We start from the raw sequence: 16,981 nt of genomic DNA on the forward strand, positions 1-16,981 counted from the left end.
GCCCCACCCGTCCGGCGCAGCCCCGAGGCACGGTTTCGCGGGCGTGGCCCCTCCGGTCCGCAGGTCGTCGGCCGCCGGGTCGGCCGGCTGCGGAGTTGTCCACAGCGGTTGACACCTCACAGCGGCTCGCCCACCATGGAATCGCACGGACCGAACGATCGGTCGGTTCTAAATTTCCGGAAGAGCCCGAGGTCAGGGGGACCGCATGGCCACAGCAGCCGCCCAGCGCACCGCCCACGCCGAGGCGTACGACGCCGAGGGCGCCGCCGACACGACGGCGTACGAGCGTGCCTTCGACGCCACAGTGGCCGCGGACGAGCGCATCGAGCCCCGCGACTGGATGCCCGACGCCTATCGCGCGACGCTGGTCCGGCAGATCGCCCAGCACGCCCACTCCGAGATCATCGGCATGCAGCCCGAGGCCAACTGGATCACCCGCGCCCCTTCCCTGCGCCGCAAGGCCATCCTGATGGCCAAGGTCCAGGACGAGGCAGGCCACGGCCTGTACCTGTACAGCGCCGCCGAAACCCTCGGCACCAGCCGCGACGAGCTCCTCGACAAGCTGCACACCGGCCGTCAGAAGTACTCCTCGATCTTCAACTACCCCACGCTGACCTGGGCGGACGTCGGCGCGATCGGCTGGCTGGTGGACGGCGCGGCGATCACCAACCAGGTGCCTCTGTGCCGCTGCTCCTACGGCCCCTACGCCCGCGCGATGGTCCGCATCTGCAAGGAGGAGTCCTTCCACCAGCGCCAGGGATACGAACTGCTGATGGCCCTCAGCCACGGCACCCCGGAACAGCATGCGATGGCCCAGGACGCGGTGGACCGCTGGTGGTGGCCGTCCCTGATGATGTTCGGGCCGCCCGACGACGCGTCCCAGCACTCGGCGCAGTCGATGGCCTGGAAGATCAAGCGCCACTCCAACGACGATCTTCGGCAGCGCTTCGTCGACATCTGCGTCCCGCAGGCCGAATCCCTCGGCCTCACCCTCCCCGACCCGGACCTCCGGTGGAACGAGGAACAGGGGCACCACGACTTCGGCGCGATCGACTGGACGGAGTTCTGGGAGGTCCTCAAGGGCAACGGCCCGTGCAACGAACAACGGATCACCCAGCGCCGCCAGGCGCATGACGAAGGCTCGTGGGTACGGGACGCGGCCGCAGCCCATGCGGCGAAGCACAGCGGCACGGCCGGATCCGGCCGGAGCGGAGGAGCGCAGGCATGACGAACACCGACTGGCCCCTGTGGGAGGTCTTCGTGCGCTCCCGCCGCGGGCTCTCCCACACCCACGCCGGCAGCCTGCACGCCCCGGACGCGGAACTGGCCCTGCGCAATGCCCGCGACCTGTACACCCGGCGCGGCGAGGGAGTCTCGATCTGGGTCGTCCCGGCAGCCGCGGTCACCGCGTCCTCGCCCGACGAGAAGGACCCCTTCTTCGAACCCGCCGCCGACAAGCCCTACCGGCACCCCACCTTCTACGAGATCCCGGAGGGGGTGAAGCACCTGTGACCACCACCGAGCCCACCCCCACCGCACCCGAGCCCACCGCGACCACGGCACCCGGGCCCACCCCCACCACGCGCACGCCCGCGACCGCCGCGCTGGCACTCGGCGACGACGCCCTGGTGCTCTCGCACCGCCTGGGGGAGTGGGCAGGCCACGCACCCGTACTGGAGGAGGAGGTCGCACTCGCCAACATCGCGCTCGACCTGCTCGGCCAGGCCCGGGTGCTGCTGTCGATGGTGGGCGACGAGGACGAACTCGCCTACCTGCGCGAGGAGCGCGCCTTCCGCAACGTCCAGTTGGTCGAACAGCCCAACGGCGACTTCGCCCACACCATCGTCCGCCAGCTGTACTTCTCCACCTACCAGCACCTGCTGTACACCGAACTGGCCGCCGGCGACGGTCCGTTCGCGCCTCTCGCCGCCAAGGCCGTCAAGGAGGTCGCCTACCACCGCGACCACGCCGAGCAGTGGACCGTGCGGCTCGGCGACGGCACCGAGGTCAGCCATGAGCGGATGACGCGCGCATCCGCTGCCTTGTGGCGATTCACCGGGGAGATGTTCCAGCCGGTGGACGGCCTGGACACCGACGGGGCCGCCATGGAGGCCGCCTGGCTGGAGTCCGTCCGGGACGTCCTGCACCGGGCCACCCTGACGGTACCCGAGGGCCCACGCACCGGCGCCTGGTCGGCGGGCGCGGGCCGGCAGGGCCTGCACACCGAACCGTTCGGACGGATGCTCGCCGAGATGCAGCACCTGCACCGCAGCCACCCGGGGGCGTCATGGTGACGACGCCGGCAACACCGCTGGAAGCGGAACTCCTCGACCTCGCGGGTTCGGTGCCCGATCCCGAACTGCCCGTGCTCACCCTCCGCGAGCTGGGCGTGGTCCGCGCCGTGCACCTGCGGGACACGGACGCCGTCGAGGTGGAGCTGACCCCCACCTACACCGGCTGCCCCGCGATAGAGGCCATGTCCGTCGACATCGAACGGATACTGCTCGACCACGGCATGCGCCAGGTCACCGTGCGCACGGTACTCACGCCCGCCTGGTCGACCGACGACATCACGGACGAGGGCCGACGCAAACTACACGAGTCCGGTATCGCTCCTCCGCGTGTCCGGCACGGATCCGGTCCGGTACCGCTCACCCTCGCCCCGCCCCGGACACACACCCGCACGTCAGAGGCACGAGAAACACCAGGGACACCAGGGACACCAGGGGACGCGAACTCAACCACCACGTCCGACGCATTCGACACGCCCGATAAATCCAACACATCCCATACAGCCGACGCGCCATCGGCCTCCATCCGCTGCCCGCACTGCGGATCGGCCGACACCGAGTTGCTGAGCCGGTTCTCCTCCACCGCCTGCAAGGCGCTGCGCCGCTGCCTGGCCTGCCGTGAACCGTTCGACCACTTCAAGGAGTTGTGATGGCCCGCTTCCACTCGCTCCAGGTGGCCGCGGTCGACCGGCTCACCGACGACTCCGTGGCCCTCACCCTCGCCGTACCGCCAGGGCTGCGCGAGGAGTACCGGCACGCCCCAGGCCAGCATCTCGCCCTGCGCCGCCGGGCCGACGGACTGGACATCCGGCGGACCTACTCGATCTGCTCCCCCGCCCCCGCACCCGGCGACGAAGGCCCGTCCACCCTGCGGGTCGGGGTGCGACTGGTGGAGGGCGGCGCCTTCTCGACGTACGCGATGAAAGAGATCAACGTCGGCGACGAACTGGAGGTGATGACCCCGGCCGGACGCTTCACTCTGGAACCGGCCCCGGGGCTCTACGCAGCAGTCGTCGGCGGCAGCGGCATCACCCCGGTGCTGTCGATCGCCTCGACACTGCTGGCACGCGAACCGAATGCCCGGTTCTGCCTGATACGCAGCGACCGTACGGCCGCCTCGACGATGTTCCTGGAGGAGGTCGCCGACCTCAAGGACCGCTATCCGCAGCGGATGCATCTGGTGACGGCGCTCTCACGGGAGCAGCAGCAGGCGGGCCTGCCCTCCGGGCGGCTGGACCGGGAACGGCTGGCAGAGCTGCTGCCCGCGCTGCTGCCCGTGGACGCGGTGGCGGGATGGTTCCTGTGCGGTCCGTACGGGCTGGTACAAGGTGCGGAGCGGGCACTGCGGGACCTCGGAGTGGACCGGGCGCGGATCCACGAGGAGATCTTCCACCTGGACGCGAGTCCGACGCCAAAAGTGAGCGTCCCGGCGCCCGCACACAGCACCGTGACCGCCCGGCTCGACGGACGCGGCGGAACCTGGCCGGTCCGGGACGGGGAGTCGCTGCTGGAGACGGTGCTGCGTAACCGGCCCGACGCGCCCTACGCCTGCAAGGGCGGCGTGTGCGGGACCTGCCGGGCCTTCCTCGTCTCGGGCGAGGTCCGCATGGACCGCAACTTTGCCCTGGAGTCGGAAGAGACAACGGCCGGATACGTACTGGCCTGCCAGTCGCATCCCGTGACGGAGGAGGTGGAACTGGACTTCGACCGCTGATACGCCACGGTCCCCACCGCCGCCCGCCGACCGTCGTCCGGCACTGCGGCCCTCGGCCCCACGGCCCCGCGGCCCGCCGAGTCGGCCGCCGATGCCGAGACCGACACCGGTCGGTGACCCGGACCGGTGGCGCCGACCGGTGACCCAAGCCGGTAACGCCCACGGGTGGCCCAGGCCGGTAGCCTCGGCCGCTGCCCGGAGGAGCTTCGCCCGCCGGACTGACAGGACTCATCGGACTGATCGGACTGACGGACCGACGGGGATCGACGGGCCGACGGGCCGTTCCATTCTTCTAGAACCTGTTCTATCTTGACGGACCGTCAGATAAGCGGAGCCGCCGGGAGGACAGGACCGTGGACTTCACCTTCACCGAGGAGCAACTGGCGGCGGCCGAGGCGGCCGCGGGAGTGTTCGCCGGGGTGGCGCCGGACGCGGTGCCGAGCCCCGCACTCACCACGGGCGCCGTCGCCGCGGACTTCGACCGGCCGCTGTGGACCCGGCTGGCCGAGGCGGATCTGCTGAGCCTGCTGCTCGACGCGGAGCACGGCGGAGCAGGTCTGGACGCCATCGCGCTCTGTGCGGTGCTGCGGGAATCCGCGAAAGTACTCGCCCGGGTACCCCTGCTGGAGAGCAGCGCCGCTGCCGCGGCCGTACAGACCTACGGCGGAAAGGAGTTGGCGGCCGAACTGCTGCCGCGGGCCGGAAGCGGCGCCCTCGTGTTCACGGTTGCCGCGAACGGGCGCAGCGGCCACGACCCGGCCGAACTGGCCGTCACCGCACGGTCGGACGGCGACGCATGGGTGCTGGACGGGGTACAGACGGCGGTGCCATGGGCGTACGGCGCCGATCTCATTCTCGTCCCCGCACGCTCCGAGGCCGGCCGGACCGTCCTCGCGCTGGTCCCCCGCGGCCACGCCGGCGTCGCCCTCGCCGAGCAGTTCTCCACCAACGGAGAGCGGCTGGGCGAACTGCGCCTGGAATCGGCGCGTCTCGCGGCCCGTCATGTCATCGACACCGACGGGGCATGGGAGTGGCTGCGCGGGCTGCTGACCATCGGGACGTGTGCGCTCGCGCTCGGGCTGGGCGAGCGGGTCCTTGAGATGACCAGCGGGTACGCGAGCAAACGGGAGCAGTTCGGGCACCCCATCGCGACCTTCCAGGCCGTCGCCGTCCAGGCCGCCGACCGCTTCATCGACCTGCGTGCCATGGAGGCCACGCTGTGGCAGGCCGCCTGGCGGATCAGTTCCGGGGCGCCGGGTGCGCTGCCCGTCACCGGGGACATCGCCGTGGCGAAGATCTGGGCGTCGGAAGGCGTCCGGCGGGTGGTGCAGACGGCACAGCACCTGCACGGCGGGTTCGGCGCCGACACCGACTACTCTCTGCACCGTTACCACGCCTGGGCCAAGCACCTTGAGCTCTCACTCGGCCCGGCGGCAGCCCACGAAGAGGCGCTGGGCGACCTGCTGGCGGCGCACCCACTGGGCTGACGGCGCCGCCCCGCCGCCCACGCCGTCTACAGCACGTGACCGGGCAGACCCCCGTCGGTGACGACCGGGCGGCCGGCGGCCGCCCAGACCTGCATGCCGCCGTCGACGTTCACGGCGTCGATGCCCTGCTGGACCAGGTACATGGTCACCTGGGCCGAGCGGCCTCCGGAACGGCAGATCACATGGACCCGGCCGTCCTGCGGGGCGGCCTCGGTCAGCTCCCCGTACCGGGCCACGAAGTCGCTGATGGGAATGTGCAGTGCTCCCTCGGCGTGGCCCGCCTGCCACTCGTCGTCCTCGCGGACGTCCAGCAGGAAGTCGTCGCTCTTGAGGTCCGCGACCTCGACCGTGGGCACACCAGCTCCGAAACTCATGCCGCCGACGCTACCCGAAGGGCATCGGGGACCCGAAGGACGTAGGGGATTTCCGAAGGCCGTCGGGAGTACGAAGCCCACCGGGAAGACGGAGGCGGCCGGGGAGGCGAAGGGCTCCGGGAAGACGAGGGCGGCCAGGAAGGCAAAGACGGCCGGAAAGGCGAAGCCCGTCGGGGACGGGGAGCGGGCGGGGACAGGACCCGGGCGGATTATCCCTGCGCCAGGAGTTCCGCCAGCTCCGCCTCACGCCGGGCCACATCGCCGCGAAGCTGCTCGGCGATCTCGTCCAGCAGGGCGTCGGGGCTGTCGGGGGCCAGACGGAGCATGGACGCGATCGCACCGTCCTCCAGTTCGCGGGCGACCATGGTGAGCAGTTCCTTCCGCTGGGCCAGCCACTCCAGCCGGGCGTACAGCTCCTCGCTGCGGCTCGGGACCGACTCGGCGGGCGCCGGGCCCGCGGCCCACTCCTCGGCCAGCTCACGCAGCAGAACCTCGTCGCCGCGGGCGTAGGCGGTGTTGACGCGGGTGATGAACTCCTCACGCCGTTCCCGCTCGTCCTTCTCCTGCGCGAGGTCCGGGTGGGCCTTGCGGACCAGCTCGCGGTAGAGCCTGCGGGCCTCCTCGCTGGGGCGCACCCGTTGCGGGGGCCGGACCGCCTGGTCGGTGAGCATCGCGGCGGCCTCCGGGAAAAGACCGTCCCCGTCCATCCAGCCGTGCAGCAAATCCTCTACGCCGGGCATCGGCATGACCCGGGCACGGGCCTCCTCGGCGGCCCGCAGGTCCTCGGGATCACCGGACCGGGCGGCTCTGGCCTCGGCGATCCGGGCCTCCAACTCCTCCAGCCGGGCGTACATCGGGCCCAGCTTCTGCTCGTGCAGCCGGGAGAAGTTCTCGACCTCGATGCGGAAGGTCTCCACCGCGATCTCGAACTCGATCAGCGCCTGCTCAGCAGCGCGCACGGCCCGCTCCAGCCGCTCCTCGGGACGGGGCTCCTGGGACTGCTCAGCTTCCGGGGTCGTCACCGGGCCAGCCTAGGCCACACCCGCGCCCCCCGGGACCCGGGCACCGTTCCCGCGCTCACCACCGGGAAACAGCCACCCTGGCCTGCGGCACCGCACACCCTTCGTAGGGGCCCCACCCCCCCACCCCCTCCCCCCTCCCGCCCCTCCCCGTCCCCCACCCACCCCAAAAGCCCCGCTCCCCTCCTCACACCCCGCTGTCCGCGGGGATGCGTCCTGCCCGTACCGCCGTCGCCAGTTCCGCGTGGTCCGCCTCGGTGCGGTCGGCGTAGGCGACCGCGAAGCCGGCTATCGCCTCGTCCAGTTCCTCGCTCTTGCCGCAGTAGCCCGCGATCAGGCGCGGGTCGGCGCTGTGGGAGTGGGCGCGGGCCAGCAGGGCACCGGTCATACGGCCGTAGTCGTCGATCTGGTCGGTGGTGAGCGCGGCGGGGTCGACGCTCCCCTTGCGGTTGCGGAACTGACGGACCTGGAAGGGACGGCCGTCGACCGTCGTCCAGCCCAGCAGGATGTCGCTGACCACCTGCATGCGCTTCTGTCCCAGCACGACCCGCCGGCCCTCGTGGTCGACGTGCGGCGTCTCGAAGCCGGCCGTGGCCAGGTGTGGGACCAGCGCCGAGGGGCGGGCCTCCTTCACCTGCAGGACCAGCGGCTCGCCACGGTGGTCCAGGAGCAGCACGACATAGGAGCGGGTGCCCACGCTGCCCGTGCCGACCACCCGGAACGCCACGTCGTGCACCGCGTGCCGGGCGAGCAGTGGCAGACGGTCCTCGGAGAGGGTGGACACATAGGTCTCCAGGGACGCCGCCACTTGCGCCGCCTCGGCGTCCGGTATGCGGCGCAGCACCGGTGGTGCGTCGACGAACCGGCGCCCGCCCTCGTCGACGGCTTCGGTGGACCGCGCCGCGAACCGTCCGCTGGTGTTGGCGCGGGCCTTCTCCGAGACCCGCTCCAGTGTGCCCAGCAGGTCGTGGGCGTCGGTGTGGGAGACCAGTTCCTCGTCCGCGATGGCGTTCCAGGCGTCCAGGACCGGCAGCTTGGCCAGCAGCCGCATGGTGCGCCGGTACGCGCCCACCGTGTCGTGCGCCGCGGCGCGGCAGGTGTCCTCGTCGGCGCCCGCCTCGCGGCCGGCCAGCACCAGCGAGGCGGCGAGCCGCTTGAGGTCCCATTCCCAGGGGCCGTGGATCGTCTCGTCGAAGTCGTTCAGGTCGATGACGAGGCTGCCGCGGGCGTCGCCGTAGAGGCCGAAGTTGGCCGCGTGGGCGTCACCGCAGAGCTGGGCGGCGATCCTGGTGGTGGGGGTGCGTGCCAGGTCGTAGGCCATGAGGCCGGCCGAGCCGCGCAGGAAGGCGAAGGGCGTCGCCGCCATCCTGCCCACGCGTATCGGTGTGAGGTCGGGTATGCGGCCCCGGTTGGACTCCTCGACGGCGCTCAGTGCGTCGGGGCGGGCGGCGTCCAGGTCGAGGGCGCTGTGTGTGCGGCGTGGGATGCTCGTCCGCAGTGCCTTGCCCTCCGCTTTGGGTGAGCCCGGCGACGGCCACGGGGCGAAGCCGCGCACCCGGGGGAGCCTGCGTCCCGCTCGGGTCGCCGTGCCGGCGGCTTGCGCCCCGTCCCCGGCGACGGTACTCGCCGCCGCGACTCCGGCTCGGACCCCGGCTCCGGTTTGGTCTTCGACTCCGGCTCGGTCTTGGACTCCCGATCCGGCTCCTACTCCGGCTCCTACTCCGGCTCCGGCTCCGGCTCCGTTCCCGGTCGTCGTAGCCGTCACTTCCGCCCCCGTCTCGGTCACCGCGACCGCCCTCCCGCACCTGTACGAACATCAACTTGTGCCGACCGTACCGCCGGGGGCCGGGGGCGCGTCAGACCCTGTGGACAACCCCACGGTTGTGGACAACGGCGTTGGCGGGCCCGCTGGGAGCGGGCGCTCAGGCCCTCGGACAGGCCGGCACTGCCAGCACTCTGCGGTGGGTGTCGTCCGCCGGTGGAGGTCCGGTTTGGTGAGGATGCCGCTGATGTGTTTGCCCCCGCCGCTTCGGACACCACGAGTGCGCGGACGATCGCGCCGTTCGACTCGCCCTCCGCGACCAGGGCGAGGACATCGCGTTCGCGCGGTGTGAGCCGCTCCAGCGGAGGGGCCCCTGTCAGGCGCGGGCCGAGTGGGTCAGTCGCGGGTGGGTCAGTCGCGGGTGGGTTCGCCGTCGACGAGGCGCCATACGTTCAGTGGGTTGGCCTCGCGCAGTGCCTCGGGGAGGAGTTCGTCGGGGAAGTTCTGGTAGGTGACGGGGCGCAGGAAGCGGTCGATGGCGGTCGTTCCGACGGAGGTGAAGCGGGAGTCCGACGTGGCCGGGAACGGTCCCGTGTGGACGGTGGCGTTGGAGACCTCCTGCGGCATGGAGAAGTTGTTGATCACGAGGCGGCCGGTGCGGCGCTCCAGGACGGGCAGGAGTTCTGCGGCGGTGGCGTGGTCGCTGGGTTCGGCGTGGACGCTGGCCGACAGCTGGCCCCGGAAGGCGCGGGCGGCTTCGCGGAGTTGGTCCGGTCCGGTCAGGCGGACCAGCAGGATGAAGGGGCCGAACACCTCTTCACGCATGGCCGGTTCGGCCAGTAGTTGTTCGCCGGTCACCTCGTAGACCAGGGACTGGCCCTCTCCGGCGCGGACCGGAGCCGGTCCGGCGCCGATCTGGGTGGCGCCGTTGTCCTGCATCCGCTGCACGTTGCCGGTGTAGGCGTCGTGGATGCCGGGTGTGAGCATGGTCCGTGCGGCGGTCTTCGCCACCTCGGCGCGTGCCGCGTCCCGCAGTTCGTCGAAGCCGGGACCGTCTACGGCCAGGAGGATGGCCGGCTTCAGGCAGGCCTGTCCGACGTTGTACTGCGCGCGCTGGGCGAGTCCGGCGCCGATCTCCGCGCCGCGGGCCGCCAGCGCGGCGGGCAGCACGAAGACCGGGTTGACGCTGGTCATCTCGGTGAACACCGGGATGGGGTCGGGACGCTGCTGGGCCCGGCGGAACAGGGCCATGCCACCGCCCTCGGACCCGGTGAAGGTGACCGCCCGGACCAGGGGGTGGTCCACCAGCGCTTCACCGATCTCGTTGCCCGCGCCCCGGATCAGCGAGAAGACGCCCTCGTGCAGACCCGATTCGGCCACCGCCTCCCGGATCACGCGTCCCTGGATCTCGGAGGCACCCGGGTGGGCGTTGTGCGCCTTGAGGACGACGGGACACCCGGCGGCCAGGGCCGAAGCGGTGTCACCGCCCGCCACCGAGTAGGAGACCGGGAAGTTGCCGGCGCCGAAGATCACCACGGGCCCGAGGGCCACCTTCTGCAGGCGGTGGTCCATGCGCGGGGCGGGCTGCCGGTCCGGCTGGGCGGGATCGACGGTCGCCTGGAGGAACCGTCCCGTGCGCACGGTGGCCGCGAACTTGCGGACGTTCGCGGCCGAGCGCACGATCTCGCCCTCGAACTGGGCGGCGGGCAGCCCGGTCTCCAGCGACGTACGCTCGGCCAGTTCGTCCTTGACCGCTTCGAGCTTGTCCGCGATCAGAACGAGGAACGCGGCCCGCTCGGCCAGCCCGGTATGGCTGTAACTGTCGAACGCCTCGTCGGCCAGGCGGAGCGCGCGGTCGACCTCTGCCGCACCCCCGTACGCGAACTCCGGCTCGACGAACTGGCCGGTGGCGGGATCGAGCGCCTTCATGGTGCCCGCGGTGGCGGCCACCTCGGCCGCTCCGATCAGCAGCTCTCCGGTCAGTGTCATGACTGCGCTCCCGTGAACGCCGTGGTGAGCTCGTCCGTGGTGACGATGGAGTGGGCGAAGGCGGGGCCGTTCAGTTCGTGAGCGGCGTGCATCATCTCGGGCTGGAAGGCCGCAGTGGCGTCCTTGACCAGCGTCACGTGGTAGCCCAGCTCCTGGGCGTAACGCCCAGTGGCCTCGATGCAGGTGTTGGCGATCAGGCCCACGATCACCACGTGGGTGATGCCGTGCTGCCTGAGCTGGAGGTCCAGGTCGGTGTTGGCGAAGCCGCTCGACCCCCAGTGCTCGTGGATCACCACGTCGCCCTGCTGCGGCTGGAAGTCCGGGTGGAACTCCCCGCCCCAGGTGCCCCGGGCGAAGTGATGCTGCTTCTGGATCTTGAGCTGTGAGGGGCTCGGGAAGGCGAAGTCCTCGTAGTCGCCCTCCTCCCAGCGGCGGTGCGGCACGAACATCACGCGCATGTCGTTCTCACGGGCCAAGGCAACTACGGAGCGCAGGTGATCCAGCAGACCGACCTCCGTCGCCACGGGCTCCAGCCGCGGCCAGACCTTGCCGCCCTCGGAGATGAAGTCGTTGTAGGGGTCGACCAGCAGAACCGCGGTGCGGCGGGGGTCGTAAGTGCCGGACATGGCTTCCTCCGAAAGTTGGATGATGGCCAACATCTGGATTCAGGATTACTACCATCATCCTGAATGTCAAACGGCTGCTCGGCGCGGATGCCCGGAGGGTCCCGGGCGCGGCGCCCACGGCCGCCCGGACGTCACGCGCTCGGCTCCGCACATCGGGCAGCCGCCCCAGGTGCGGAGTCCGGGGGCGAGCGGCTGCGACAGAGCGGCCTTGGCCTGCTTGGCCTGCTTGGCCTCGCCGGAGTGACCCACCCTCGATCTGGATTGCACAGATCATCCCGATCGGGTGACGAGCCGTTCGTGATGTCAGGGACGGATACGTGAAGGCCCGGACCCGCGCGACGGCCACGCGGTGCCAGGCGGCGTCAACCGCGCGGCTCCTCCTACGCGTTGCACACGCACACGCGAACCAGCAGCGCCGGTCCCGGGCGCGCGGATCGCCGCGGCGGACCCGCGGACGAGATCGCCGCACGCCAGCGACGAGCCGGCCGGCAGCCCCTTCAGTGATCGAGCGGCTGCGACAGGGCGCTCTTGACTTGTCTGGTCCGCTCGTCGGTGAGGACCTCGACCCGGTCGTTCTCCAGGGCGTCCATGGTCTGCTCGGCGACGTCGGCCGCACTGATCTTCGGAGCGTCCGTGAAGGAACTGAGTTCCGTGGCCACGAAACCGGCGTGGACGCCGACCACGAGCGTCCCCTGTGCGCGCAGGGCTTCCCGCAGCGCGCCCGTCAGCGACCACTGGGCCGCCTTGGAGGCCGCATACCCGGGATAGTCCGGCCGCGAGGCCCAGGATGCGGTCGACAGCATGTTCACCAGCGCTCCGCCGCCGTTGCGGGCCAGAATGGGAGCGAAGGCGCGGGAGACGGCCCAGGTGCCGAAGTAGTTGACCTCCATCGCCTCCCGCGCGCCGTCCATCGAACCCTCGAAGAGCTTGGTGCTGAAGCCTCCGACGCCCGCGTTGTTGATCAGAATGGTGACGTCACCGGCGGCCGCGGCAGCCGCGGCGATCTCCTCGGGATCCGTGACGTCCAGACGCAGCGGAGACAGGTTCTCGCGGCTCACGCTCGCCGAACCGCGGGTGCCGGCGTAGACCTTGCCCGCTCCGCGGTCGAGCAGCGCACGAGCGAACTCACGGCCGATACCGCGATCGGCTCCGGTCACCAGGGCGACTGATCCCCTGATCTCCATCGCGCTTCCTCCTGTCCGTGCCCGCCCCGCCCGGAAGGCGCCGCGGACACATGACGTCCCCGCGACCGGCTCACCTCGGCTCGCACCGCAGGCCACGCCGGTGCAGGCGCTGCGCGGAAAGGGATTGCCCGGCCACAGCCGGGGCCTGGAATGCCGTACGGTCGCTCGGGGCGGCGCCGTACAGACGGGCCGCAGACAGCGCTCCGGTGGGACGTGGTGTCCTCCTCTGCAAGCCTGCACCGAACCCCCCGTCTCCGCATCACGTCGCGGCTGTGCACCCCGCCGGGCAGCTCCGCCCACGAGGCCGGCGACAGGGGATCCGAGGCGGCCCACGCCGTGGTCCGCTGGTTCTTCCCGACCATGAACGACGCGGCGAACCCCTCGTCCCCCGCCGCCCGGAGGAGCGCCCCTGTCCTGCAGAAGCCCCTGCAGAAGCCCACGGGCCGACGGCGGCAACGGACGTCGACGATCTCGCCGAACGGCAGCGGCGCGCGGCCCTGTTCACCGAGTTCCCGCTCGACGCCCGCGTACGCCCCACCACGGGCCGCGCTGTCCGAAGATCCGCAACGGGACTTCCGCGAGCGTGGGCACCGACCCTGATTCCCCGTCGGCGCCCGCGCCTTCCGCATCTCCGGACCCGGCAGACGGCAGCAGCCCCCGTCGGCCGGGGCGCCCCGCCGAAAGTCCGCCGCCCAGGGGGACGGCCGGGGCCCGTCCCGTCCGTGAGATAGGTCACCGGCGAGGCGGGCAGCGGCCGTCCACGGGCTGTGCGATGCCTCACAGCCGCCGACTGCGTCGCAGCATGAGAAAAGGCCCCCGCCGTTGACTTCCGTCACCGGATGGGGCCTGTTCCGTCGATACTTCTCGGTGCGCGAGGGGGGAGTTGAACCCCCACGCCCTTGCGGGCACTGGAACCTGAATCCAGCGCGTCTGCCTATTCCGCCACCCGCGCATTGGGTGTATGTCTTCCGGTTCTGGTCCCTTGCGGGCTGGCGCCTTCCGACATGCAGAAGATTAGCACGCCGGACAGGGTGGGTTCACATCACTTCTTCCCGCCCTCCGGCCGCCCCCGGCCCCGCTCCGAGCACCATCGGCGCACCGGGAACCGCATCGCGTATCAAGCTGTCCTGCTTCGCGTATCAAGCTGTCCTGCTCCGCGTATCAACCTCGTACCGGTCCTGGCCATCTCTGTCTTCGGAGGGCAGGGTCCACAGCCGGGTGCGGGACACTTGTCTCCACTCACCTCTACGATCCTTGACAGCAGGAGTTCGAACGGCGGCCGTCCGGGGAACCGGCCGATCGACGGGCGCGTGGATACGATCAGTAAGCAGTACCAGGACCGGTCGACAGGACCGGGCCGGTGCGGCAGGAGCAAGAGTGACTGCCGCGGCAGCACGGCAGGGAAGTTCGGCGACGACGGAGGAGGTGCCCCATGGGAGTCCTGAAGAAGTTCGAGCAGCGTCTCGAAGGTCTGGTCAACGGCACCTTCGCCAAGGTGTTCAAGTCCGAGGTCCAGCCCGTGGAGATCGCCGGAGCGCTCCAGCGGGAGTGCGACAACAACGCCACCATCTGGAACCGCGACCGCACCGTGGTCCCCAACGACTTCATCGTGGAGCTGAGCGCCCCGGACTTCGAGCGGCTCAGCCCCTACTCGGGCCAGCTCGGCGACGAGCTGGCCGGCATGGTGCGCGACTACGCCAAGCAGCAGCGCTACACCTTCATGGGACCGATCAAGGTCAACCTGGAGAAGGCGGACGACCTGGACACCGGGCTGTACCGGGTCCGCAGCCGTACCCTCGCCTCCTCCAGCGACCAGCAGGGCCCGGCGGCCGCAGGTGCCGGGCGGCCCCGCAGCGGTGCCGCTCCGGGCGGCTACGGGTACCCGCAACCCGCCATGCCCGCGGGAGCGCCCCCCATGCCCACGTCGCCGCCGCCCGCCGGGCGGCCCGGCGGCTACGGCTACCCGCAGCCCGCGGGCCAGCGGCCCCCGGCCGCCCCGGCGGGCGGCGGCCGCACCCGCCACTGGATCGAGATCAACGGCACCCGCCATCAGATCTCCCGCTCGACGCTGGTGCTGGGCCGCAGCACCGAAGCCGACGTGCGGATCGACGACCCCGGCGTCTCCCGCCGGCACTGCGAGATCCGGACCGGAACGCCCTCGACGATCCAGGATCTCGGCTCCACCAACGGCATCGTGGTGGACGGGCAGCACACCACCCGCGCTACGCTCCGCGACGGCTCGCGGATCGTCGTGGGCAGCACCACCATCATTTACCGGCAAGCCGAAGGGTGAAGCGGGGGCAATGTCAGAGCTGACCCTCACGGTCATGCGGCTGGGCTTTCTGGCCGTACTGTGGCTGTTCGTGATCGTGGCCGTGCAGGTCATCCGCAGCGACCTGTTCGGCACGCGCGTCACCCAGCGCGCGTCCCGCAGGGACGCCGGGCGCCAGCAGGCCGCCCGCCAGGCCTCGCCGCCGCAACAGCAGCAGCGTCAGCAGCGCGGTCAGCAGAGCGGCGGCCGTCAGCGCCGTAACGCTCCCACCAAGCTGGTGGTGACCGAAGGCACGCTGACCGGCACCACAGTCGCGTTGCAGGGCCAGACGATCACCCTGGGCCGGGCGCACGACTCCACGATCGTGCTGGACGACGACTACGCCTCCAGCCGCCATGCCAGGATCTACCCGGACCGCGACGGCCAGTGGATCGTCGAGGACCTGGGTTCCACCAACGGCACGTACCTGGACCGGTCCCGGCTGACGACGCCCACGCCGATCCCGCTGGGCGGGCCGATCCGCATCGGCAAGACCGTCATCGAGCTGCGGAAGTAGTGCTACATCATGAGTGAGCGCGAGCGGAGCGAGCACGCAACGGCGGACCGCGGTGCGGTCCCCGGCGCGCTCCCGACCGGAGGGTGGGCAGGGTGGCTCGACACGACCGGCTGTACCCGGAGCAGCCGACCGGCGAGGTGCGCATGAGTCTGTCACTGCGCTTCGCCGCCGGATCGCACAAGGGCATGATCCGGGAGGGCAACGAGGATTCCGGCTACGCCGGTCCCCGGCTGCTCGCCATCGCCGACGGCATGGGCGGCCAGGCGGCCGGCGAGGTCGCCTCGTCCGAGGTGATCTCCACGCTGGTCACCCTCGACGACGACGTGCCCGGCTCCGACATCCTGACCTCCCTCGGCGCCGCCGTGCAGCGCGCCAACGACCAGCTGCGCTCCCTCGTCGAGGAGGATCCGCAGCTGGAGGGCATGGGCACCACGCTCACCGCCCTGCTGTGGACCGGTCAGCGCCTCGGTCTCGTCCACGTCGGCGACTCCCGGGCGTACCTCCTGCGGGACGGTGTCCTCACCCAGATCACCCAGGACCACACCTGGGTGCAGCGGCTCGTCGACGAGGGCCGGATCACCGAGGAGGAGGCCACCACCCATCCGCAGCGTTCGCTGCTGATGCGTGCGCTCGGCAGCGGCGACCACGTCGAACCCGACCTGTCGATCCGCGAGGTCCGGGCCGGCGACCGCTATCTGATCTGCTCCGACGGGCTGTCCGGCGTCGTCTCCCACCAGACGATGGAGGAGACCCTCGCCAGCTACCAGGGTCCGCAGGAGACCGTGCAGGAGCTGATCCAGCTCGCGCTGCGCGGCGGCGGCCCCGACAACATCACCGTCATCATCGCCGACGTCCTCGACCTGGACACCGGTGACACCGTCGCCGCCCATCTGTCCGACACCCCCGTGGTGGTCGGCGCGGTCGCCGAGAACCAGCTCCACCTGCACGACAACGGGATCATGCAGACCCCGGCGGGCCGCGCCTCCCACCTCGGCCGCCAGGTGCCCGGCCAGGGCGGCGGCGAGTTCGGGCCGCCCGGCAGCGGCGACACCACCGGCTACGTCCCGGCCGACGGCTTCGGCGACTACAACGACGACGACTTCGTCAAGCCGCGGGGGGGCCGCAGGTGGCTGAAGCGTTCCCTGTTCGGCGGTCTCGCCCTCGTCGTCATCGGCAGCGGCCTCTACGGCGCCTACCGCTGGACCCAGACCCAGTACTTCGTCGGCGTCAAGAACGAGCACGTCGCGCTGTACCAGGGCATCAGCCAGGACCTGGCCTGGGTGTCGCTGTCGAAGGTGGAACAGGACCACCCCGAGATCGAACTCAAGTACCTGCCGCCCTACCAGCAGAAGCAGGTGAAGGCCACGATCTCCGAGGGCGGGCTCAAAGCCGCCCAGTCGAAGGTCCAGGAGCTGGCGGTGCAGGCTTCCGCCTGCAAGAAGGAGACGGCGCGGCAGACCGTCCCGAGCGGAAGCGACGCGAAGACGGGCAAGGGCACGAACGGCAGCGCCGCCGGAACCAGCCACGCCTCCCTCAGGTCCAAGACCCCGCAGTCACCGAACCCGTCGACTTCCCCGGGGACTTCCTCGTCCTCGCCGAAGCCGTCCACGACCCCGTCCGCGACCCCCAGCCCCGGCCCCACCCTCTCGGAGGATGAGCAGAAGGTCGTCTCGCTGTGCGGTAAGCAGTAGGCAGCCGTGAGAGGCC

Annotated in this window: 15 protein-coding genes, 1 tRNA gene and 1 pseudogene; 9 read left to right on the forward strand and 8 right to left on the reverse strand. The window is 71.1% G+C overall.

Annotated features, from left to right (window positions below; genetic code table 11):
• Positions 1-205 precede the first annotated feature (205 nt).
• From paaA to ACFYPJ_RS06395, 6 genes are all read left to right on the forward strand, one after another.
• Entirely contained in the window at positions 206-1,228 is a 1,023-nt protein-coding gene (paaA, locus tag ACFYPJ_RS06370; protein ID WP_389011338.1) for a 1,2-phenylacetyl-CoA epoxidase subunit PaaA, read from the forward strand.
• Positions 1,225-1,512 (forward strand): 1,2-phenylacetyl-CoA epoxidase subunit PaaB, encoded by a 288-nt coding sequence (paaB, locus tag ACFYPJ_RS06375; protein ID WP_145879076.1) that lies wholly within the window; start codon positions 1,225-1,227, stop codon positions 1,510-1,512. The genes paaA and paaB overlap by 4 nt, the downstream gene beginning before the upstream one ends.
• Before the next feature lie 92 nt (positions 1,513-1,604).
• Positions 1,605-2,294 (forward strand): 1,2-phenylacetyl-CoA epoxidase subunit PaaC, encoded by a 690-nt coding sequence (paaC, locus tag ACFYPJ_RS06380; RefSeq protein ID WP_389011622.1) that lies wholly within the window; start codon positions 1,605-1,607, stop codon positions 2,292-2,294.
• Positions 2,288-2,941, forward strand: coding sequence for a 1,2-phenylacetyl-CoA epoxidase subunit PaaD (gene paaD / locus ACFYPJ_RS06385; protein ID WP_389011341.1), 654 nt, complete (start codon positions 2,288-2,290; stop codon positions 2,939-2,941). Before paaC ends, paaD begins: the two co-directional genes overlap by 7 nt.
• Positions 2,941-4,005, forward strand: coding sequence for a 2Fe-2S iron-sulfur cluster-binding protein (locus tag ACFYPJ_RS06390; protein ID WP_389011344.1), 1,065 nt, complete (start codon positions 2,941-2,943; stop codon positions 4,003-4,005). The genes paaD and ACFYPJ_RS06390 overlap by 1 nt, the downstream gene beginning before the upstream one ends.
• Before the next feature lie 353 nt (positions 4,006-4,358).
• The gene (locus ACFYPJ_RS06395) at positions 4,359-5,492 is read left to right on the forward strand and encodes an acyl-CoA dehydrogenase family protein (protein WP_389011347.1); all 1,134 of its coding nucleotides are present in this window, start codon (positions 4,359-4,361) and stop codon (positions 5,490-5,492) included.
• A 26-nt stretch (positions 5,493-5,518) separates the two neighbouring features.
• Here the strand turns inward: ACFYPJ_RS06395 and ACFYPJ_RS06400 are convergent, their stop codons facing one another.
• The 8 genes and pseudogenes from ACFYPJ_RS06400 to ACFYPJ_RS06435 all read right to left on the reverse strand — a co-directional run bounded on the left by ACFYPJ_RS06400 (position 5,519) and on the right by ACFYPJ_RS06435 (position 13,398).
• Positions 5,519-5,848: a rhodanese-like domain-containing protein gene (locus ACFYPJ_RS06400; RefSeq protein ID WP_389011625.1), complete on the reverse strand. Its 330-nt coding sequence runs from the start codon at positions 5,846-5,848 to the stop codon at positions 5,519-5,521.
• Between the two features lie 227 nt (positions 5,849-6,075).
• Positions 6,076-6,888, reverse strand: coding sequence for a hypothetical protein (locus ACFYPJ_RS06405; RefSeq protein ID WP_389011350.1), 813 nt, complete (start codon positions 6,886-6,888; stop codon positions 6,076-6,078).
• 184 nt (positions 6,889-7,072) lie between these two features.
• Positions 7,073-8,440 carry a DUF2252 domain-containing protein gene (locus ACFYPJ_RS06410; RefSeq protein WP_389011353.1) on the reverse strand — a complete coding sequence of 456 codons (1,368 nt, stop codon included), beginning with the start codon at positions 8,438-8,440 and terminating at the stop codon, positions 7,073-7,075.
• Positions 8,441-8,807: 367 nt separating this feature from the next.
• Positions 8,808-9,012 (reverse strand): annotated as a pseudogene (locus ACFYPJ_RS06415) (LuxR C-terminal-related transcriptional regulator); the annotation flags it as partial.
• A gap of 46 nt (positions 9,013-9,058) precedes the next feature.
• On the reverse strand, positions 9,059-10,636 hold the full coding sequence (locus ACFYPJ_RS06420; protein WP_389011356.1) for an aldehyde dehydrogenase (NADP(+)): 1,578 nt from the start codon (positions 10,634-10,636) through the stop codon (positions 9,059-9,061).
• The gene (locus ACFYPJ_RS06425; protein ID WP_389011359.1) at positions 10,633-11,262 is read right to left on the reverse strand and encodes an isochorismatase family cysteine hydrolase; all 630 of its coding nucleotides are present in this window, start codon (positions 11,260-11,262) and stop codon (positions 10,633-10,635) included. Before ACFYPJ_RS06425 ends, ACFYPJ_RS06420 begins: the two co-directional genes overlap by 4 nt.
• 497 nt (positions 11,263-11,759) lie before the next feature.
• Positions 11,760-12,446, reverse strand: coding sequence for an SDR family oxidoreductase (locus ACFYPJ_RS06430; protein WP_389011362.1), 687 nt, complete (start codon positions 12,444-12,446; stop codon positions 11,760-11,762).
• 868 nt (positions 12,447-13,314) lie between these two features.
• Positions 13,315-13,398, reverse strand: a tRNA-Leu gene (locus ACFYPJ_RS06435).
• A gap of 480 nt (positions 13,399-13,878) precedes the next feature.
• Here ACFYPJ_RS06435 and ACFYPJ_RS06440 point away from each other — a divergent pair.
• The 3 genes from ACFYPJ_RS06440 (at position 13,879) to ACFYPJ_RS06450 (ending at position 16,965) form a co-directional block, all read left to right on the forward strand.
• A complete protein-coding gene (locus ACFYPJ_RS06440; RefSeq protein ID WP_389011365.1) occupies positions 13,879-14,739 on the forward strand; it encodes an FhaA domain-containing protein in 861 nt (286 codons plus the stop codon).
• A 10-nt stretch (positions 14,740-14,749) separates the two neighbouring features.
• Positions 14,750-15,274: an FHA domain-containing protein gene (locus ACFYPJ_RS06445; protein WP_389011368.1), complete on the forward strand. Its 525-nt coding sequence runs from the start codon at positions 14,750-14,752 to the stop codon at positions 15,272-15,274.
• A 143-nt stretch (positions 15,275-15,417) separates the two neighbouring features.
• Entirely contained in the window at positions 15,418-16,965 is a 1,548-nt protein-coding gene (locus ACFYPJ_RS06450; RefSeq protein ID WP_389011628.1) for a Stp1/IreP family PP2C-type Ser/Thr phosphatase, read from the forward strand.
• The last annotated feature ends 16 nt before the right edge of the window (positions 16,966-16,981 follow it).

Source organism: Streptomyces sp. NPDC006012 (assembly GCF_042871185.1).
Classification (GTDB): Bacteria; Actinomycetota; Actinomycetes; order Streptomycetales; family Streptomycetaceae; genus Streptomyces.

Coding starts and splice junctions, on each gene's coding strand:
- ACFYPJ_RS06450 (WP_389011628.1), top strand. CDS start 15,418: ATGAGTCTGTCACTGCGCTTCGCCGCCGGATCGCACAAGGGCATGATC.
- ACFYPJ_RS06430 (WP_389011362.1), bottom strand. CDS start 12,446: ATGGAGATCAGGGGATCAGTCGCCCTGGTGACCGGAGCCGATCGCGGT.
- paaB (WP_145879076.1), top strand. CDS start 1,225: ATGACGAACACCGACTGGCCCCTGTGGGAGGTCTTCGTGCGCTCCCGC.
- paaD (WP_389011341.1), top strand. CDS start 2,288: ATGGTGACGACGCCGGCAACACCGCTGGAAGCGGAACTCCTCGACCTC.
- ACFYPJ_RS06420 (WP_389011356.1), bottom strand. CDS start 10,636: ATGACACTGACCGGAGAGCTGCTGATCGGAGCGGCCGAGGTGGCCGCC.
- paaA (WP_389011338.1), top strand. CDS start 206: ATGGCCACAGCAGCCGCCCAGCGCACCGCCCACGCCGAGGCGTACGAC.
- ACFYPJ_RS06425 (WP_389011359.1), bottom strand. CDS start 11,262: ATGTCCGGCACTTACGACCCCCGCCGCACCGCGGTTCTGCTGGTCGAC.
- ACFYPJ_RS06390 (WP_389011344.1), top strand. CDS start 2,941: ATGGCCCGCTTCCACTCGCTCCAGGTGGCCGCGGTCGACCGGCTCACC.
- ACFYPJ_RS06440 (WP_389011365.1), top strand. CDS start 13,879: ATGGGAGTCCTGAAGAAGTTCGAGCAGCGTCTCGAAGGTCTGGTCAAC.
- ACFYPJ_RS06445 (WP_389011368.1), top strand. CDS start 14,750: ATGTCAGAGCTGACCCTCACGGTCATGCGGCTGGGCTTTCTGGCCGTA.